The organism is Sphingopyxis panaciterrulae (assembly GCF_014199295.1).
Classification (GTDB): Bacteria; Pseudomonadota; Alphaproteobacteria; order Sphingomonadales; family Sphingomonadaceae; genus Sphingopyxis; species Sphingopyxis panaciterrulae.
Genome location: NZ_JACIJH010000005.1, coordinates 72,143 through 87,721, shown reverse-complemented (window position 1 = coordinate 87,721; position 15,579 = coordinate 72,143). Strand labels below are relative to the sequence as shown.

The following is a 15,579-nucleotide window of genomic DNA, read 5'->3' as shown; positions in this document are numbered from 1 at the left end:
CGCCGCTTTAATACCAAGGTGCGCCATTGCCCGGACGACGCTTCGGCTGCGCGCAACGAGTGCGTCGAAGCCGGACTCCCTTTTGCCGGGAGAATGAAGGGCTCCGCCCCCTGACGGAGCCCTTCGACCTCGCCCCGGGGGGGGGGATTGGAGCGAGGCTATTCGTACCGCAGCGCGCGGCACATAAAATGCCCCGCCGATCGGCGGGGCATTTTACGTGATCACATTTGAAACCAGGGGGTTGTAATCGCTGGATGCAACGCATCAAAGGCGAGCCGGTTCCCCGTGCCGGGAGAGGTTTCGCACCAAGGCCGAATGCGCATCGTCCTCAGGCTCCGGTCGCGCCGCCCGAACCGGGTAGCGCGGCAAAGGATCGTGTCCGGCGGGATCACAGCTTTTCGCGGTCAGCCGCCTTCGGCGCTGGGATGATAGCGCTTGACGCGATGCAGGGTATTTCTGTCGGTGTGGTGCATTTCCGTGCCGGTGGCGGCAAGCTTCAGCGCCAGATCGGAAACATAGCTGAAGGTGCCGTCGTCATTGATCGTGAAGCTGCTCTTGAAATCGCGGATTTCGGCGCGCTCCAGCAGATATTTATTCTGCAATATGCCATAGCAGGGCTCTCCCGGTCTGGCATCGAAGGTCAGCACCTTATCGTGTGGCTCTGCGCTGCTGCCGGCAAGGATCGCGATGCCGCGTCCGAATACCACCGTGCGCATGACTTCGCCATGCGCCTTGTCCCACAGCAGGAAGCCGATTTCGTCGTGGAAGGGATCCATCGCTTCTTCGCCATGGCGCCACGCGGTCATGCTGTAATTCAGTCCCCACAAAGTCTGCTGGCCGTTTTCCTGTAAAGGAATGGGTTTGAACGAGGCCTTTTCAAAATAGGTGGTCTCGGTCGTCCAATCGTCCTTGTTATGATACGAAATATCGACTCCGACATCGCCTTCCCATTCGCCGACGAGCGGCGTCAGCGGACCCAGTTTACGCGAATAGGCAATATCATTCGGCATCGCGACTTTACTCCTCTCTCCTTGTTGCGCGGCCATGCTAACACCGCGAAGCGAGCAATGGCCAACAAAAGATCGCAGTTCCCCCAAGATCGAACCGCGCGCGAGCACATGGCGTTGCCAGAAGCCCGCCCCCCTCCATGGTGATCGGCCCCGTACCGCCGCACCAATGCCCAACGTCGAATGGAAATGGTGCGCCCGGCGGGATTCGAACCCACGGCCCCCAGATTAGGAATCTGATGCTCTATCCTGCTGAGCTACGGGCGCGTCGGCGCTCGTTTAGCGGCGCGGGGTGCGAAGCGTCAATCGGGGGATCAATTCGTCGCTTCGGGCGGCACGAAAGGAACGAGCAGCGGCATCGCGGCGATGCCGTCGTCGTGCAGCGCCCGCGCCTCGTCGGGCGAGGCCTGGCCGTGGATCAGATCCTCGGGCGCGCGTCCCTCGTGCATCGCACGCGCCGCATCCGCGAAATCGCGGCCCACCCAGCGCGATTGCGGCAGCATTTCGGCCTGTTTGCCGGCGATATGGGCAAGCAGCTTGCGGACCTGCTCGGGCGTCGGGTCGGCTGTCGCGATTTCGCTCGCCGGTTTTGCCGGCACCGGCGGCGCCACCTGCTGGTTCGACTTCGCCCCGACGCGGGGGGCCATCACCGCCTTGCGGACCTCCGCGTCGCCGCACACCGGGCAGGCGATCAGTCCGCGCGCCTGCTGGTCGGCGAAGCTGTCGCTGCTCGCGAACCACGCCTCGAAGCGGTGGTCGCCGGCGGTGCAGCAGAGGTCGAAGACGATCATGTCACGCCTTTCCGAGCAGCGGATCGAGCCCGCCCGCCGCGTCGAGCGCCGCAAGGTCGTCGCTGCCGCCGATATGCCGGCCGTCGATGAAGATCTGCGGCACGGTGCGCCGCCCGCCGGCGCGCCCGACCATCGCGTCGAAGCCGTCGCGATCCATCGTCACATCGATTTCGCGATAGGCCGCGCCCTTGCCGTCGAGCAACCTCTTCGCCCGCGTGCAATAGGGGCAGAGAAATTTCGTATAAACTTCGATCATTGCCATGCGGCTATCCCGTCATCCTTTCCTGCTGCATATCGGAATCGAGCGCCGCAAAGTCAAATGCCTTGCCGCCCTGCGCCTCGGGCACCACGCGCGCCCAGCACAGCGCCGATATCCGGGCTGCACCGCTGCGCCGCAAACTCCGCGCCGCCGCGCGCAATGTCGCGCCGCTCGCATGGACATCGTCGACCAGGATCAGATGCCGCCCCGCCGCGCGCGCCCTGGCATCGCCCGCCAGGGCAAAAGCACCCGCGACGATCCGTTCGCGCTCGCGCCGGCCCCGGCCGCGCAGCGACGGCGTCGCCTTCGCCCGCAGCAGCAGATGCGGATCGTGGGGAACGCCGCTCAGCCGCGCCAGTTCGCCCGCGACCAGCGCCGCCTGGTTGAAGCCGCGCGACCACAGCCGCCAGCGGTGCAACGGCACCGGCACCAGCAGCACCCCGCCCTCGCCCGCCCCCTCGCCCGCCAGCGCGCGTAGCGGCCGCAGCATCAGCGCCGCCATCAGCCGCGCATGGCCGAGCCGCCGCCCATATTTGAGGCGCAGCGCCACCGTGCGCGCGGCCGGACCATAGGCGACCGCGGCAGGCGCACCCTCGAACGGCGGCGGATCGGCGAGGCAGGCGCCGCATTGCAGATCGCCGTCCGGGATCGCGTTCGGCAACGGAATCGAACAGCGCGCGCAGGCAGGACCGTCGAGAAAATCGAGCGACGACCAGCAGGCGAGGCAGAATTGCCGATCGGCCCCGACGATCGTACCGCAGGCGGGGCAGCGCGGCGGGAGCGCATAATCAATCGCGGCGCGGCCGGCCGCGCGCAGGACGCGGACCAGATCTTGCCCCGTGGCGTGCATCGGTGTCGCCCCTCCCCCCCGGTCGCCCTTCCCCTATCGCTATGTCCTCTTGTGCCGAAAGCCGGGGGGCGGCACAAGCGCGCCCATGGCCGCCGACCCCGCCCCGCTCTTTTCCCCCGCCCGTCATCGCGCCCAGCGTGACCGGCTGGCACGCCTGCCGGCCGACGCGAACTTCCTCGCGCCGATCATCGCCGAAACCCTGCTCGACCGCCTGTCGATGGTGACGCGCACCTTTTCGCGCACTCTGCTGATCGGCGCCCACGATCCGGCGTTCGCCGACCGGCTGCGCGCGACGGGGACCGAACTCGCGCTGATCGAGGCGGGACCATGTCTTGCCGCGCGCAGTGGAGCAATGATCGGCGAGGCCGATGCGATCGACCTGCCCTTCGCCAGCTTCGACCTGATCGTCTGGCCGGGCGGCCTCGACAGCGTCAACGACGTGCCCGGCGCGCTCGTCCGGCTGCGCGCGCTGCTGGCGCCCGACGGCCTGCTGCTCGGCGCCTTCGTCGGCGACGGCAGCCTGCCGCGCCAGCGCCGTGCGGTGATGAGCGAGGACGTGCGCCCAATCGCGCGGCTGCACCCGCAGATCGACCTCGCCGCGATAGGCAATCTGCTCCAGCGCACCGGCTTCACCCTGCCGGTCGTCGACGTCGAGGCGCTGACCGTGCGTTATGGCGACTGGTTCGCGCTCGTCCGCGACCTGCGCGCCGCCGGACTCGCGAGCCGCCTCGCCCCCGCCCCGCCGCCGCTGACCCGCGAAGAGGCGGCGCGCATCGCCGCCGCCTTCGCCGCGCAGGCAGACCCCGACGGCCGCGTCGCGGAGAGCTTTCGCCTGATCCATTTCAGCGGCTGGGCGCCGCACCCCGACCAGCCGCGCCCCGCCCGGCGCGGCAGCGGCACCGCGTCGCTCGCGGAGGCGCTACGGCCGAAAACTTAGAGCGGCGCGCCGTAAATCTGCATCACCCTTTCTTCCGTTCGTGTCGAGCGAAGTCGAGACACCCATCAGCATGGCGCGAGGCCGATGGGTGTCTCGACTTCGCTCGACACGAACGGCATGATGGTTCGGATTTAAGGCTCGCTGCTCTAGGTCAGGACCTAAATCAACGCCTCCAGCAGCCCGATCAGCGGAAGATCGGCGGGCGGCATGTCGAGGGCGTAAAGCTCGACCGGACGCACCCAGCGCAGCGCGCTCGCATGGATCGCCTGCGGCGTGCCGCGCCATTTGCGGCAGACATAGAGCAGCAGCAACAGATGCTTGTCGCCCAGCGTATCGCTCGCGAAGCAGGCGGGGGCGAGGCAGGCGGCCTCGACGTCGATCGCCAGTTCCTCCGCCAGTTCGCGGACAAGCGCTTCCTCGGGCGTCTCGCCGGCTTCGATCTTGCCGCCGGGGAATTCCCACAAGCCCGCCATCGGCTTGCCTGCGGGACGCCGCTGCACGAGCAGGCGGCCGTCGCCGTCGACAAGCGCCGCGGCGGTGACGATGACGCAGTTTTTCGCGGGTTTTGCGGCGGGTTGACCGGTCAATTCCTTAACCTTCCTGTGCGACGATGGGCGGTCTCGGGAACTATAGCTTTGTCAGGGGGGGAACAATGCGCAACTTTTACAGGCTGATGCGGTCGACCAGGGCCGCAACGGCCGTCGAATATGGATTGATCCTCGCGCTCGTCTTTCTCGCTGCCGTCGGCGCGATGAGCCGGGTCGGTACCGCCACGATAAATATGTGGACCAAGGTTTCCAACGCTTCGACGGAGGCGATGTAAGGCACGGCTGTGCCATTACGGGACCAAGGTGACCCCGCCGAAATCCGCGCTTCATTAAGGGTTTCAAAACCAATTCGCCCTAAACCGATAGCGTTGACCACGACCAGACCGTCAACAGGGTAAGTGACTCATCAGGAGACCAGACATGAAGTTTCTCAAGAAGCTGATTCGCGACAACAAGGCCGCGACCGCCATCGAATACGGCCTGATCGCCGCGCTGATCGCCGTCGCCGCCATCGGTGCGATGGGCGCCGTGGGCACCGGCGTCACCAACACCTTCACGAAGGTCGGCAATTCGCTGAACAAGTGATAGGGCGGCCGGGTTTACCGGCACATCCATAGGAAAGGGGGCGGTGGCGACATCGCCCCCTTTTCCGTGCCCCGCGCATCAGCGGCTGGCATAGGTGACGATCTTCACCTTCTGCCCCGGCGTCAGGCGGCTGTTCGCCGCCAGCCGGTTGAGCACCTGAAACCGCTCGGCCTGATAATTGCTGTAGGCCATGCGCCGCGCGAGACTCGCCACCGTATCGCCCGATCTCACCGTCACCACATCGACGCGCCGCGGCCGGATCGCCGCTGCCTCGCTCGCGCTCAGCCGCCTGAGGCTGCCGAACATCGAATTGAAGGTCCCGGCTCCGCCCGCCTTGGTCAGCGCGACGAAATGAAAGGCGTTGTTCCGCGCGAATTCATAGGCGAAGACGGTCACATCGACCTGCCCCGACTGGCTGTTCGCGCGCACCGTCGTGTAAGAGGCGGGAATGCCGTTCACCGTCGTGCGCTGAATGGCGGATGGGGTCAGATTGGCGTCGCCGCCGATCGCCTTCAACACCGAGGCGATATAGGCGTTCATGTCGCCGCTATAGGGCGCGGTCGAGAATTGCGCCTGTCCGCCATTGCCGCTGACACTGACCGCGCTCGTGCCGTTCTGCATGCCGTAGCCGTTCGGGACGGTGAAGGCGAGGCGCAGATCGGGGTGCAGGAACTGCCGCCCCTCGACGATGCCCTGCGCCGGGTCGTCGCCATAGAGAACGCCATCGACGGCGGCCATGAAGGCGTCGGCGTTGCGGACCCCGCCGGTGCCGACGCGGCTCGCCAGCGTCTGCGCGTTGCGGACGCGCGAGGCGGGGTCGGGGTGGGTGCTCGCCCATTCGGGGATGGAGCGGGCGTCGCCGCCGGCGACCTTCGCTTCCAGATTGGTCTGGTTGGCGAGGCTTGCGAGCACGGTCGACAGCGCCATCGGGTCATAGCCCGCGCTCTTCAGATACCGGACGCCGAGCTGGTCGGCCTCCAGCTCCTGGCTGCGCGAGAAGCCGAGGGTCGCAAGCTGCGCGACCTGCATCGCATTATTCTGGAGCAGCCCGCCCAGCGAGCCGAGCAGGCCGCCATTGTCGCCGATCGCGCTGCCCAGCACCGCGCCGAGCACGCCGAGAATGCTGTTCCGCGTCGCCGCCTTCTGCCGCTTCTTGCTGTGCTGCGCCGCGACATGTCCGACCTCGTGCCCCAGCACGCCCGCCAGTTCGGCCTCGTCGTTCATCAGCGCCATGAGCTGGCGGGTGACATAGATATAGCCGCCGGGGATCGCGAAGGCGTTGTTGACCGGCGAGTTGAGCAGGGTGACGGTGAAATCGCCGCGCGCGTTGGACAGGCCCGACTGGACCGCGATAGTCTGTCCCACGCGTCCGACATAGGCGGCCTGCGGTCCCGCATAGGCGCCGCCGAATTCCTGCAACAATTGCGGATGCGCCTCGGCGCCCTGCTGGCGCTCGGCGGCGGTGATGCTCGACGCGGTGCGGATCGTCTTGGTCTTGGCGTCGGCGGGGCCGCTCAGCCCGCCGCCCGCGGCGGTCGCACAGCCGGCGACCAAAGCCGCCAGCGCTATCGTCGTCGTCATCCTGCGGGCCATAGGCACACCTCCCTTTTTGCCATTCCAACCCCTCCCCCGAAGCGGATGGGCTAATCCGGAGAACGCCAGCGCAGGAGATCGGGTTCCCCCTCAGCCCCTGCCCATGGCGAGGAATTTCTCCTCGCGGCCCGACAGCAGGCTCTCGCGGGGCAGGTCCGCCAAGGTGTCGAGCTCGGCGGCGATCGCGTCGCCGAGCGACTGGATCGCAACCTCGGGCGCGCGGTGGGCGCCGCCGACCGGCTCCGGAACGATGCGGTCGATGATCCCCAGCGCAAGCAGATCCTCGGCCGACATCTTCATCGCCGCCGCCGCCTCGGGCGCCTTGTCCGACGTGCGCCACAGGATCGAGGCGCAGCCCTCGGGCGAGATCACCGAATAGACGGCATGTTCGAACATCAGCACGCGGTTCGCGGCGGCCAGCGCGATCGCGCCGCCCGACCCGCCTTCGCCGACGATCGCCGCGACCATCGGCACGCCGAGCGCGAGGCATTGCTCGGTCGAGCGTGCGATCGCCTCGGCCTGCCCGCGTTCCTCGGCCTGGATGCCCGGAAACGCCCCCGACGTGTCGACCAGCGTGACCACCGGCAGGCCGAAGCGGTCGGCGAGCTGCATCAGGCGGATGGCTTTCCGATAGCCTTCGGGCTTCGCCATGCCGAAATTATGCTTCATGCGCGACGGGATATCGTCGCCCTTCTCGTGCCCGATCACCATGACGCGGCGGCCGCGAAAGCGCGCGAGACCGCCGAGGATTGCCTGATCGTCGCCGAAATTGCGGTCACCGGCGAGCGGCATCCAGTCGTCGAACAGCCCCGCGACATAATGTTTGAAATGCGGCCGGTCGGGATGGCGCGCGACCTGCGTTTTCTGCCACGGCGTCAGCCTGGCATAGATATCGCGCAGCATTTTCGAGGATTTGGCCTCGAGCCGGGCGATGTCGTTCTCGATGTTGAGCGAGGGGTCGTCCCCCATGTCGCGCAGTTCGGCGATCTGCCGATCGAGCGCGGCGACCTGTTTTTCGAAATCCAGAAAGGCTGTCATGCCGAATCGCTAGGCGGATGGCGCTTCGACGTCAACGCTCGCCGCACCGAGATCCATGTGCGCGAGCGGATGGCGGCGGTTGACCAGCTCGACCAGGCGGCGGCTGTCGACATGGGTGTAGATTTCGGTGGTCGCGATATCGGCGTGGCCGAGCATCAACTGCAGCGCGCGCAGGTCGGCGCCGCCTTCGAGCAGATGCGTCGCGAAGGCGTGGCGCAGCACATGCGGGCTGATCGCCTGCGGATCGATCCCCGCGCGCGCCGCGAGATCGCGCAGCAACTGGAACAATCGCACCCGCGACAGATGCGCCTTGCCCGACGGAAAGAGCCAGGGCGATCCGTCGCCGGCGAGCGGCAGCCAGCGGTCGAGCGCGTCCCGCGCACGAGCGGAGAGCGGCGCCAGCCGTTCCTTGTCCCCCTTGCCGCGCACGATCAGATAGTCGCGCGTGCCCGAAACCGCGCGGCGCGGCAGCGAGACGAGTTCGCTTGCCCGCAAGCCTGATCCATAGAGGAGTTCGAGCAGCAGCAGCCCGCGCACCGCGGCCGCGGGCGGCGCCTCGCCCGCCGCCTCCTCGCCGGCGCGCGCGAACAATCGCTCGACGTCGTCGTGGGTCAGGATGCGCGGCAGCGGCCGCCGCGTCGCCGGGCGCGCGATATCGAGCGTCGGATTGTCCGTCCGCTCGCCCTCATCGAGCAGAAAGGCGAAATACTGCCGCAACGCCGACAATTTGCGCGCCGCGCTGCTCGCGGCGAGCGAGCGATAATCGGCCATGATGGCCCGCAGCACCGCCGTATCGGCCTCCGCCAGCCGCCCCTTCGCAAGCCGCGCCGCCTGCTCCAGATCGCGGCGATAGGCGGCCAGCGTGTTGCGCGACGCCCCGCGCTCGGCCGCCATCATCTCGAGGAACCGGTCGATCAGCGCGCTGTCATTCATTGCCCCAGACTCGCGCGGTGAAATCTTTTCCGTTCGTGCTGAGCTTGTCGAAGCACCGTTCTTTCTTTTCGGCGTCGCAAGGAAAGAACAGCCCTTCGACAGGCTCGGAGCCTGCCCCCGCGAAGGCGGGGGGCGAACGGATGAGTTGTGACGCCCGGCGCGTGGGCCAGACCCCCGCTTGCCAGCGATTCAGACACGTACCAGCGCCTCGGCGGCGATCATCCGCGCCTCGGCCTCGAGCCCGACGTCGCGCAGCGCGCGCACGATATGATAAAGGTGATAGGGCGGCATCTTCGCCCAGTCGCCCTGCATCCCGGCCGCGGCGATCAACGCCACCATGCCCGGTTCGCGACGCTTCGCCGCCTCGTCGATCGCGCGCGTCCAGCGCGTCTGCCGACCCAGATCGACGCCCAGACTGTCGGCCGCCGACGACGCATCGCCCGCGTCGAGCCGCCCCAGCCCGGCCAGCCCGGCGAGCAGCAGCTTCGAACGCAACTGATCCGCGCTGTCATCGTCGTTCGCGAATGTGCCGATCCGGCCCGCGCCCATCCCGTCGAGCGCGCGAGGCGACCCGACCGCAAGGATCGCCCAGGCGCGCGTGCCGACGTCGACCTGCGGCACCCAGGCCAGCGCATTGCGGTCGTAACCGCCCGTCAGCATCGACCCGATGAGCTGCCACGGATCGTCGCCGACCTCGGTGCGCACCGGCAGCGCCGCCGCGGCGCGCGCGGTCGCGATCAGCACCGCGTAGCGCTGCGCCGGATTGGCGGCGGCGCCCCAGAGCGTCTGCATCGCCGCATAGCGGTCGGCCGCTGCGCCGGCGCCGAAAGCGCTGCGCAGCGTGTCGGTTTCGCTCGCCAGCTCGGCGGGGGGTTCCGCCTCGCTCGCCGCGGTGCTGAGCAGCGAGATATAGGCTTCGCTCGACAGCACGCCGCGCGCCGCAGCGGCCGGCGCCGCCGCGATGCGGTCGGCCATCTCGCCCATCGGCGCGAGCACCGTCCAGCCCTGCATATAGCCGGGCTGCGACGCGCGCAGCGCCGCCGGGATCGGGATTGCGGTCGCGGTCGCCATGCCAAAGCGCCAGTTGGTCAGCCGGTCGATATTGTCCCACTCGATCGTCGTCGAGCGCCGCCCGGCGCCGGTCGCGCCGAGTACGCGCTCGGCGAGCAAGATGTCGAAGTTGGCGATCTTGCCGCTCGACCGCACGCGACCGATCGCCCAGCCCGCCGGCCCCGCCTCGCCCGTCAGGCCCGAACAGATGGCGGCGGACAGGCGCCATGTCTGCTGATCCCCGTGCGCGAGCCCCGCGGGAACATAGGGGCACATGCCGGCCGGATCGGCGGTCGCGAGATAGGTCTGCTGCGCCGCCGAGACGAGGCGCCGGCTCGCGCGGTCATAGTCGACCGACTGGACGATCCAGCGCGCGCCGATCGATTCGCCCATCCGCAGCAGCAGCGCCGCGCGGTCGGCGGCGAGGTCGGCGCCGTTGATCGTCTTCGGCGTGTCGATCGCCGACAACAGCGCGCGGCGGAGCAGGATATGCCCCCAGCGCGATGCAAGGTTGCCGTTCGTCGCGCGCATGATCGCCGCGGCATATTGGCCGCGCACGCCAAAGGCGTCGGGCGCCATGCCGCCGGTTTCGGGCGTCAGCGGTCCGACGCGGGTGAGCAGCCGCCGCGCGCCGGGCGGCAGGTCGTATTTCAGCCGGCTCGATAACAGCCCGTCTTCCTCGCCCTCGTCCGTGTCGGTGGCGGCCGTTTCGGTGCCGGGCAGCGTCGGGGCGACCGAGGGGGTCAGCGGCGCCGGACCCTTCGGGGCAACCGGCCCCTTTGGCGCGGGGGTGGAGGACGGCGCGGGAGTCGGCGCGGGCGACGGCGACGGTGCCGGGGTGCCGAAGCCTTCGGGAAGCAGCGATTCCTGTGCAACGACCGGCAGCACCAGCGCCGCGGCGAGCGCGCTGCCCGACAGGCCGAGCGTCAGCGCAAGCAGCTTCTTCGTCATTGCGGCGCCCCTGCGGCAATCCTGTCTGTCACATCCACCTCAATCATTTTCGGCTCGGTCGGCCGCCCCAGGAACAGCAGCAGCAGGACGAAGGCGACCAGCAGCAACGCCAGCACGACCAGTCGCCCGACCCAGCGGCCTTTCCCCGATCTTCCGCTTGTGCGCAATATCCCAACGACCCTCGGTTCATCCCGCGCGCCGAAAACCATTGTCCCGCGCGCCTCGGGCGGTATAGCCGCGCGCACCATGGCGCGAAACCCGAAAAGCCCGGCGTCAGCCATTCCCGCGGCGATCCGCGCGCGCCCGATCGTGCTTGTCGGGCTGATGGGCGTGGGCAAGTCGACGATCGGCCGCCGCCTCGCGCAGCGGCTCGGCCTGCCCTTCGCCGACGCCGACACCGAGATCGAGCGCGCCGCGGGCATGACCATTTCCGACATCTTCGCGCGCTTCGGCGAAGCGCATTTCCGCGATGGCGAGCGCCGGGTGATCGCGCGGCTGCTCACGGGTCGGCCACTGGTCCTCGCGACCGGCGGCGGCGCCTTCATCAACGACGAGACGCGCGCACTGATCCTGAAGGACAGCCTGTCGCTGTGGCTCGACGCCGACATCCCGACCCTCGTCGAGCGCGTCGGCCGGCGCAGCCACCGCCCGCTGCTCAAGGATCGCGACCCGGGCGAGGTGCTCCGCGAACTCGCCGCGGTCCGCAACCCCATCTATGCCGAGGCGCATCTGCGCGTCAGTTCGGCGAGCGACCCGCACGAAAAGACCGTGCGCGCAATACTGGAGGCACTGGCGCAATGGAAAGGCTGACCGTCGAACTGGGTGCGCGAAGCTATGATATCGTCATCGGCGACGGACTGCTCGATGCGGTCGGCGCGCAGGTCGCGCCGCGCCTGAAGCGGCCGCGCACGATGATCGTCACCGACGCGCATGTCGCCGACCTCTATCTTGCCCGCGTCTCCGCCTCGCTGGCGGCTGAGGGCGTGGCGGCCTCCTCGCTCGTCCTGCCTGCGGGCGAAGGCACGAAAAGCTGGGAAGGGCTCGCGCGCCTGACCGAATGGCTGATCGGCGAGGGAATCGAGCGCAGCGACCATGTCATCGCGCTCGGCGGCGGGGTGATCGGCGATCTCGTCGGCTTCGCATGCAGCATCGTCAAGCGCGGCTGCGCCTTCGTCCAGGTGCCGACGACCTTGCTCGCGCAGGTCGACAGTAGCGTCGGCGGCAAGACCGCGATCAACGTCGCCGCGGGCAAGAATCTGATCGGCGCCTTCCACCAGCCCGCACTCGTCCTGATCGACCCCACCACCCTCGCGACGCTGCCCGCGCGCGAGCTCGGCGCAGGCTATGCCGAGGTGGTCAAATACGGCCTGATCGACGACGCCGATTTCTTCGCCTGGTGCGAGGCGAACGGCGCTGCGCTGCTCGCGGGCGACGGTGCGGCCCGCCACAAGGCGATCGCGCACAGCGTTTCGGCAAAGGCCCGCATCGTCGCCGCCGACGAGCGCGAGACGCAGGACGTCCGCGCTTTGCTCAATCTCGGCCACAGTTTCGGCCATGCGCTCGAGGCCGAGACCGGCTATTCGGACCGCCTGCTCCACGGCGAAGCGGTCGCCGCGGGCATGGTGCTCGCGCATCAATTCTCGGCCGCGAAGGGCCTGTGCCCCGCCGCGGACGCGGCGCGGGTGCGCGACCATCTCGCCGGCCTCGGCCTGCCACACAGCCTGGCCAGCGCCGGCATCAACAGCGGCGGCGCAGCGCTCGCGGCGCATATGGCGCACGACAAGAAGGTGCGCGGCGGCAAGCTGCCGCTGATCCTGACCCACGGCATCGGGCGGAGCTTCGTGACCGACGACTATGGCCTCGACACGGTGGCGGCGTTTCTGGACGGGGCGTAGCCCCTTCCCTTCAGGGGAGAGAAGAGTGCAGCTTGTTCCGCAGGAACTGGCGGAGCTTGAAAAGAGGAACATCCCTTTCCAACCCCTTGTTAGAGCAGCAAGCCATAAATCTGCATCACCCATCCCCGTTCACCCTGAGCTTGTCGAAGGGCCGCTCTTTCTTTCAGCGCCGCAAAATGAAGGACGGTGCTTCGACAAGCTCAGCACGAACGGAAGAAAGGTGATGCAGATTGCGGCACGCCGCTCTAAGCCGCCTCCGGGTCGGCCGCCTGCATCGATTCCGCTTCATCACGCGCCGCCTTTGCCGCCAGCCGGCGCTGGCGCAGCGTTTCGAGCACGCTGGCCGCCTCGCGCCCGCCACCGGGCTTGAAGCGGTGATCGCCGCCCGCCGACAGATCACCCTCGTCGATCTGCGCCGCCAGCCGCGCCTCGTCGAGTTGCCGCAGCGCCGCCTCGACATCCTCCATCGTGCGCGGGTCGACGTCGAGCCGTTCGAGCGCCATCAGCCCCAGCGCGATCGAGCTTTCGAACACCTCGCGCACCGCCCCGCTCGTCCCCGCCCCGTCGATCGCCATCAACTGGCGGCGGTCGAAGACGCGGGTCAGGACCTTCGCCTGCGGAAAGGCCTCGACGATCGGCCCCAGAACCGCGGCGTCGACCGACGCGTCGTCGATGCAATAGATGATCAGCCGCGCCTCGTCGGCCCCCGCGCGGCGCAGCAAATCGAGCCGTAGCCCGTCGCCATAATAGACCTTGGTGTCGAACCGCCCCGACAGCTCGATCTGGCTCGGCTTTCTGTCGATCAGCGTCACCGAGCAATCGACCGCGTGCAGCATCTGCGACACGATCTGCCCGAAGCGCCCGTATCCGATCACCAGCGCCGAACCGCGCGGCGCGTCGTCAGGCCCCTCGAGTTCGGTCCCGTCGCGGTCGGGCGCGAACTCCAGATTGCGCGCGAACAGCATCAGGAAGGGCGTCGACACCATCGACAGGGTGACGACCGCGCTGAACAGGCTGGCCGCTTCGGGCGCGATCAGCAGCGCGTCGGCGGCCTGGGCGAAGAGGACGAAGCCGAACTCGCCGCCCTGGCTCAGCAGCAGCGCGAGGCCGAGCGCGGTCTTCCACGATTTGCCGAACGCCCGCACCAGCAGGGTCAGCACGGCGATCTTGGTGACGACCAGACCGCCCGCGAGCGCGAGCACGCGCAGTGGGTCGGCGAGCACGACATTGATGTCGAGCACCATGCCCACCGCGAGGAAGAACAGCCCGAGCAGGATCAGGCGGAACGGCTCGACATCGGCCTCGATCTCGTGGCGATAGGGCGAATCGGCGAGCATCACGCCCGCGACGAAGGCGCCGAGCGCGGGCGAGACGTGCAGGCTGTGCATCAGCGCCGCGCTCGCCAGCACGACGAGCAGCCCAACGACGACGAACAGTTCGCGCTCGCCATAGCGGCCGACGAGCCGCAGCAGCGGGTTGACGAGGAAGCGCCCCGCCAGCACCAGCCCGATAATCGCGCCGACGGTGTAGAGCGCCAGCATCTCGCCCGGCGGTGCCGACGGATCGGCCGGCGCACGCGACAGCGCCGCGACGATGGTAATCATCGGGACGATCGCGAGGTCCTGGAACAGCAGGATCGAAAAGGCCTTTTCGCCGAAGGGCGAGTTGATCCGGCCCGAGCTCTTGAGGCTCGGCAGCACCTGCGCGGTCGAGGAGAGCGCGAGCGGCAGGCCGAGGACGAGCGCCGCCTGCCAGCTAAACCCCAGGGTCACGAGGATCAGCGCGGTGAGGATCAGCCCGGTGACGACCACCTGCGCGAGCCCGAGCCCGAAGATCGCCTTGCGCAGGGCCCAGAGCCGGCGCGGATGGAGCTCGAGCCCGACGAGGAAGAGCAGGAAGGCGATGCCGATCTCGGCGATCGCCAGCTTCGATTGGCCGCCGCCGACCAGCCCCAGCCCATAGGGGCCGACGAGCGCGCCGGCGATCAGATAGCCGAGCACCGCACCGAGGCCGAGGCGGCGGAAGAGCATCACGAACAGCGTCGCGACGCCGAGCAGGATCGCGCCTTCGAACAGCAGCGTGTCGGTCGGCGTCGCGGCGTGCCCGGCCGCCGCCGGGGCGGCCGCGAGGACCGCGAGCATCACGCCCGCGCCTCGGCGGTGTCGAGCGCCGCCACCGCCGCGTCGAAGGGCAGCAGGATCGCGCCGTGCCGCGCCGGATAGTCGCGCGCCGCGGCGAGCAGATCGAACCCCGGCCAGTCGGGCACCCCGCCCTCGCCCGCGAACCAGGCGGCGATCGCATCGCGCGCGGCGCGCAGTTCGGTAAGGCCGCGGCCCGGCGCGTGGCGCGCGAGCAGCGCCGCCGACGCCTGCCCCAGCGCGCACGCCTCGACATGCAGCCCGACCGCCTGCACGATTCCGTCTGCATCGGTATCGACATCGACGACGATCCGGCTGCCGCACAGCGGCGCGCGCAGCGAAGCGCGGCGCGCATTCTCCAGCAGCGGGAAATCGGCGGTCGCCACCGCCAGCGCCAATATATCGCGATTGTAGAGCGGCGCGCTCATCGCGCCTCGCCCGCGCCCTGTGCCGTCGACTCCGCTTCGCGCGCTTCGGCGCGGCGCTCGGCGATCACCTTGCTCAGCGCCGCGCTCGTCGCGTTCAGCGCCGGCCAGGTTCGGCTTTCGGTCATCCAGGCGGGGCGCGCCGCATTGCCATAGCCGATATCGTAGAGCAGCGTGGCGCCCATGAACAGCACGGTCGCGAGCGCCAGCCCCTTGACCGCACCGAACCCCGCGCCGAGCCCGCGGTCGAAGCCGCCGACGAGCGACGCGCGGCTGCGCTGCCCCATCGCGCGCGAGCCCCATTTGGCGAGCACGAACACGCCGCCGAACAGCAGCACGAAGGCGAGCATCGCCGCGCCGCCGGGCGCGCCCACATAGTCATCGAGCAGACCGGTCAGCGGCGCGTGAAGGAAGCGCACCGCGAGGATCGCGAGCAGCCAGGCGAGAAGCGACGTCACTTCCTGCACCAGCCCGCGCGAAAAACCGAGCACCGCGCCGCCGCCGACCAGCACGAGCACAACGATATCCAGAGCGGTCAGACTTCCCATAGTGCCGCGATCAAACCAAAGGTCATAACAT

17 protein-coding genes and 1 tRNA gene are annotated in these 15,579 nt (G+C 68.7%); 5 read left to right on the top strand and 13 right to left on the bottom strand.

Annotated features, from left to right (window positions below; translation table 11 throughout):
- Positions 1–404 precede the first annotated feature (404 nt).
- From FHR21_RS09940 to FHR21_RS09920, 5 genes are all read right to left on the bottom strand, one after another.
- Positions 405–1,046, bottom strand: a complete 642-nt coding sequence (locus FHR21_RS09940) for a heme-binding beta-barrel domain-containing protein (RefSeq protein ID WP_246427157.1) — start codon at positions 1,044–1,046, stop codon at positions 405–407.
- Between the two features lie 151 nt (positions 1,047–1,197).
- Positions 1,198–1,274, bottom strand: a tRNA-Arg gene (locus FHR21_RS09935).
- 47 nt (positions 1,275–1,321) lie between these two features.
- On the bottom strand, positions 1,322–1,798 hold the full coding sequence (locus tag FHR21_RS09930) for a DUF1178 family protein (protein WP_184097761.1): 477 nt from the start codon (positions 1,796–1,798) through the stop codon (positions 1,322–1,324).
- 1 nt (position 1,799) lies between these two features.
- On the bottom strand, positions 1,800–2,060 hold the full coding sequence (grxC, locus tag FHR21_RS09925; protein WP_184097759.1) for a glutaredoxin 3: 261 nt from the start codon (positions 2,058–2,060) through the stop codon (positions 1,800–1,802).
- A gap of 4 nt (positions 2,061–2,064) precedes the next feature.
- Positions 2,065–2,907 (bottom strand): ComF family protein, encoded by an 843-nt coding sequence (locus FHR21_RS09920; protein ID WP_184097757.1) that lies wholly within the window; start codon positions 2,905–2,907, stop codon positions 2,065–2,067.
- Positions 2,908–2,992: 85 nt separating this feature from the next.
- Here FHR21_RS09920 and FHR21_RS09915 point away from each other — a divergent pair, with 85 nt between their 5' ends.
- A complete protein-coding gene (locus tag FHR21_RS09915; protein ID WP_246427156.1) occupies positions 2,993–3,844 on the top strand; it encodes a methyltransferase domain-containing protein in 852 nt (283 codons plus the stop codon).
- Positions 3,845–4,002: 158 nt separating this feature from the next.
- Here FHR21_RS09915 and FHR21_RS09910 read toward each other — a convergent pair whose 3' ends face one another.
- The gene (locus FHR21_RS09910; protein WP_184097755.1) at positions 4,003–4,431 is read right to left on the bottom strand and encodes a (deoxy)nucleoside triphosphate pyrophosphohydrolase; all 429 of its coding nucleotides are present in this window, start codon (positions 4,429–4,431) and stop codon (positions 4,003–4,005) included.
- Positions 4,432–4,517: 86 nt separating this feature from the next.
- On the opposite strand from FHR21_RS09910, the gene FHR21_RS09905 reads away from it, so the two are divergent.
- A complete protein-coding gene (locus tag FHR21_RS09905; RefSeq protein ID WP_338113124.1) occupies positions 4,518–4,667 on the top strand; it encodes a Flp family type IVb pilin in 150 nt (49 codons plus the stop codon).
- A 145-nt stretch (positions 4,668–4,812) separates the two neighbouring features.
- Positions 4,813–4,977 (top strand): Flp family type IVb pilin, encoded by a 165-nt coding sequence (locus FHR21_RS09900; protein WP_184097751.1) that lies wholly within the window; start codon positions 4,813–4,815, stop codon positions 4,975–4,977.
- Positions 4,978–5,055: 78 nt separating this feature from the next.
- On the opposite strand, the gene FHR21_RS09895 is transcribed toward FHR21_RS09900, so the two are convergent.
- The 4 genes from FHR21_RS09895 to FHR21_RS09880 form a co-directional block, all read right to left on the bottom strand.
- Positions 5,056–6,558: a M48 family metalloprotease gene (locus FHR21_RS09895; RefSeq protein WP_246427155.1), complete on the bottom strand. Its 1,503-nt coding sequence runs from the start codon at positions 6,556–6,558 to the stop codon at positions 5,056–5,058.
- Between the two features lie 102 nt (positions 6,559–6,660).
- The gene (locus FHR21_RS09890) at positions 6,661–7,608 is read right to left on the bottom strand and encodes an acetyl-CoA carboxylase carboxyltransferase subunit alpha (protein WP_184097747.1); all 948 of its coding nucleotides are present in this window, start codon (positions 7,606–7,608) and stop codon (positions 6,661–6,663) included.
- A 9-nt stretch (positions 7,609–7,617) separates the two neighbouring features.
- The gene (locus FHR21_RS09885; protein WP_184097745.1) at positions 7,618–8,541 is read right to left on the bottom strand and encodes a tyrosine recombinase; all 924 of its coding nucleotides are present in this window, start codon (positions 8,539–8,541) and stop codon (positions 7,618–7,620) included.
- A gap of 189 nt (positions 8,542–8,730) precedes the next feature.
- Positions 8,731–10,542, bottom strand: coding sequence for a hypothetical protein (locus FHR21_RS09880; RefSeq protein WP_184097743.1), 1,812 nt, complete (start codon positions 10,540–10,542; stop codon positions 8,731–8,733).
- A gap of 246 nt (positions 10,543–10,788) precedes the next feature.
- On the opposite strand from FHR21_RS09880, the gene FHR21_RS09875 reads away from it, so the two are divergent.
- Positions 10,789–11,352: a shikimate kinase gene (locus tag FHR21_RS09875; protein ID WP_184097741.1), complete on the top strand. Its 564-nt coding sequence runs from the start codon at positions 10,789–10,791 to the stop codon at positions 11,350–11,352.
- On the top strand, positions 11,340–12,437 hold the full coding sequence (gene aroB / locus FHR21_RS09870; protein ID WP_184097739.1) for a 3-dehydroquinate synthase: 1,098 nt from the start codon (positions 11,340–11,342) through the stop codon (positions 12,435–12,437). Before FHR21_RS09875 ends, aroB begins: the two co-directional genes overlap by 13 nt.
- Positions 12,438–12,682: 245 nt before the next feature.
- Here the strand turns inward: aroB and FHR21_RS09865 are convergent, their stop codons facing one another.
- The 3 genes from FHR21_RS09865 to FHR21_RS09855 are packed head-to-tail and all read right to left on the bottom strand — an operon-like array spanning position 12,683 to position 15,548.
- The gene (locus FHR21_RS09865; protein ID WP_184097974.1) at positions 12,683–14,578 is read right to left on the bottom strand and encodes a cation:proton antiporter domain-containing protein; all 1,896 of its coding nucleotides are present in this window, start codon (positions 14,576–14,578) and stop codon (positions 12,683–12,685) included.
- Positions 14,578–15,003: an iron-sulfur cluster assembly scaffold protein gene (locus FHR21_RS09860; RefSeq protein WP_184097737.1), complete on the bottom strand. Its 426-nt coding sequence runs from the start codon at positions 15,001–15,003 to the stop codon at positions 14,578–14,580. Before FHR21_RS09860 ends, FHR21_RS09865 begins: the two co-directional genes overlap by 1 nt.
- Positions 15,000–15,548: a CvpA family protein gene (locus FHR21_RS09855; protein ID WP_184097735.1), complete on the bottom strand. Its 549-nt coding sequence runs from the start codon at positions 15,546–15,548 to the stop codon at positions 15,000–15,002. Before FHR21_RS09855 ends, FHR21_RS09860 begins: the two co-directional genes overlap by 4 nt.
- Between the last annotated feature and the right edge of the window lie 31 nt (positions 15,549–15,579).

Excerpts from the sequence above, each read along its gene's own strand:
- FHR21_RS09880 (WP_184097743.1), bottom strand. The coding sequence starts at position 10,542 with ATGACGAAGAAGCTGCTTGCGCTGACGCTCGGCCTGTCGGGCAGCGCG.
- FHR21_RS09905 (WP_338113124.1), top strand. The coding sequence starts at position 4,518 with ATGCGGTCGACCAGGGCCGCAACGGCCGTCGAATATGGATTGATCCTC.
- FHR21_RS09875 (WP_184097741.1), top strand. The coding sequence starts at position 10,789 with ATGGCGCGAAACCCGAAAAGCCCGGCGTCAGCCATTCCCGCGGCGATC.
- FHR21_RS09920 (WP_184097757.1), bottom strand. The coding sequence starts at position 2,907 with ATGCACGCCACGGGGCAAGATCTGGTCCGCGTCCTGCGCGCGGCCGGC.
- grxC (WP_184097759.1), bottom strand. The coding sequence starts at position 2,060 with ATGGCAATGATCGAAGTTTATACGAAATTTCTCTGCCCCTATTGCACG.
- FHR21_RS09930 (WP_184097761.1), bottom strand. The coding sequence starts at position 1,798 with ATGATCGTCTTCGACCTCTGCTGCACCGCCGGCGACCACCGCTTCGAG.
- FHR21_RS09890 (WP_184097747.1), bottom strand. The coding sequence starts at position 7,608 with ATGACAGCCTTTCTGGATTTCGAAAAACAGGTCGCCGCGCTCGATCGG.
- FHR21_RS09895 (WP_246427155.1), bottom strand. The coding sequence starts at position 6,558 with ATGACGACGACGATAGCGCTGGCGGCTTTGGTCGCCGGCTGTGCGACC.
- FHR21_RS09865 (WP_184097974.1), bottom strand. The coding sequence starts at position 14,578 with ATGCTCGCGGTCCTCGCGGCCGCCCCGGCGGCGGCCGGGCACGCCGCG.
- FHR21_RS09900 (WP_184097751.1), top strand. The coding sequence starts at position 4,813 with ATGAAGTTTCTCAAGAAGCTGATTCGCGACAACAAGGCCGCGACCGCC.
- FHR21_RS09915 (WP_246427156.1), top strand. The coding sequence starts at position 2,993 with ATGGCCGCCGACCCCGCCCCGCTCTTTTCCCCCGCCCGTCATCGCGCC.
- FHR21_RS09885 (WP_184097745.1), bottom strand. The coding sequence starts at position 8,541 with ATGAATGACAGCGCGCTGATCGACCGGTTCCTCGAGATGATGGCGGCC.
- FHR21_RS09940 (WP_246427157.1), bottom strand. The coding sequence starts at position 1,046 with ATGGCCGCGCAACAAGGAGAGAGGAGTAAAGTCGCGATGCCGAATGAT.
- aroB (WP_184097739.1), top strand. The coding sequence starts at position 11,340 with ATGGAAAGGCTGACCGTCGAACTGGGTGCGCGAAGCTATGATATCGTC.
- FHR21_RS09860 (WP_184097737.1), bottom strand. The coding sequence starts at position 15,003 with ATGAGCGCGCCGCTCTACAATCGCGATATATTGGCGCTGGCGGTGGCG.
- FHR21_RS09855 (WP_184097735.1), bottom strand. The coding sequence starts at position 15,548 with ATGGGAAGTCTGACCGCTCTGGATATCGTTGTGCTCGTGCTGGTCGGC.